Consider the following 1,365-nt stretch of genomic DNA (forward strand, 5'->3'; position numbering starts at 1 on the left):
CCAGCATGGCCTTGATCGGTGCCACCATTTTGTCTGCAAAGCTTTTGATCACCTGCTCCAATAGGTTCATCAGCAGTTGCAGTGCTTCGACAAAACTGACTTGGCGCAGTTCATCACAGCCGGCATGGAACAGACTACCCAGCGTTCGCGGGTCGTTGCTGGTACGTCGTGCCAGCGCCAGCATGATGTAACGTGCAAACACAATGCTCGTATGAGCAACCAGCGCATCGTAGCTACGACTCTGAAACTCTTTGGCCAGGTTGAGATAACTTTTGGTGATTTTGAAAAACACCTCGATGTCCCAGCGGCGCTTGTACAGAGCAATGATGTCCTCATCGGCAAGGTGAACATCGGTGGAAAGCAGTGCCAGCCATTTCTTTTTGCTGCGATCTCTGACAAAAACGATTTTGGCCATGACCGCGTCACCCTTGGAATTTTTGCCTAATTCAACCTGAACCGAGGCGAGAATCTTGGCGCGACCGCGACGCTTGGACACACTTTTGTACAGATCATTGAGGGTGAGATCAAATCCCTTGTAGCCGTAGGTGATGGTCTTCATCGACTTGAGCATGCAGATAACCTGCTGTTGTTGCTCAAGGAGTCCGACGATCACCGAAGGAAAGGCAAACCAACTGTCAAAAAGCAGGTAATCGGCATCAAGGCCGCTACTGCGTGCCTGCATGATCAGTTCTTTCATCACTTCGGGTGCCTTGCGCAGGCTCTCGGTACGGCGCTTGTAGCCATTGGTGCGTTTGTCAACCTCAGCCATCTCGGTCAGACGGCTTTTCTTGTTCGCTGAACTCAGCAGAGAAAAGGAAACCGGCACATAGGTCGAGCCGTCAGACCAGCCCAGGGTCAGCATCCGAAAGCCGAGATAGTAGCGTTTTTCGTTATGGTCATGGACACGCGCAAGCAGTTCCACCTTCTTGCTACGGTTGCGTTTGTAGAGCGAGTCGTCGACGATGAACACCTTCGGTGTCTTTTTTTCAGTCAGCGGCAACAGCTGATGGTTGATCACCGCTGCGCTCAGCAGATGCAGAAACTTGCGCCAGTTGGCGTGAACCGAGTTCAGAAAGCGATAAGCCGTATCCTTGCTGATCTCGGCCTCGGAACCGACGGATCGCAGATACCGAAATAAATTCTTGCCGGTAAATGCCAAGCTGAAGATAAACCGCATAACCACCACGGGGGCGAATCCGCACTGCTTAAACACGTTGCTTTGCCGAAGTAGTAGTGCGATACGCTGATTGTCAAAGAACGAATCTATTGGGTTTTTACATGAAACAAGTTCTGATACAATACGGTTCAAAGCGTCATCTCCTTGAAGTAGTTTCGGTTGTTTGGCGATAACCAATTCTACCATAG

Annotated in this window: 1 protein-coding gene; it reads right to left on the reverse strand. The window is 50.6% G+C overall.

Annotation, left to right across the window (positions count from 1 at the left end; all coding sequences use genetic code 11):
- A partial coding sequence (locus ICT70_RS14760) for an IS4 family transposase (protein WP_224747095.1) occupies positions 1-1,309 on the reverse strand: 1,309 nt, incomplete at its 3' end.
- Positions 1,310-1,365 lie beyond the last annotated feature (56 nt).

The organism is Pelovirga terrestris, from assembly GCF_014773365.1.
Taxonomy (GTDB): domain Bacteria; phylum Desulfobacterota; class Desulfuromonadia; order Desulfuromonadales; family Geopsychrobacteraceae; genus Pelovirga; species Pelovirga terrestris.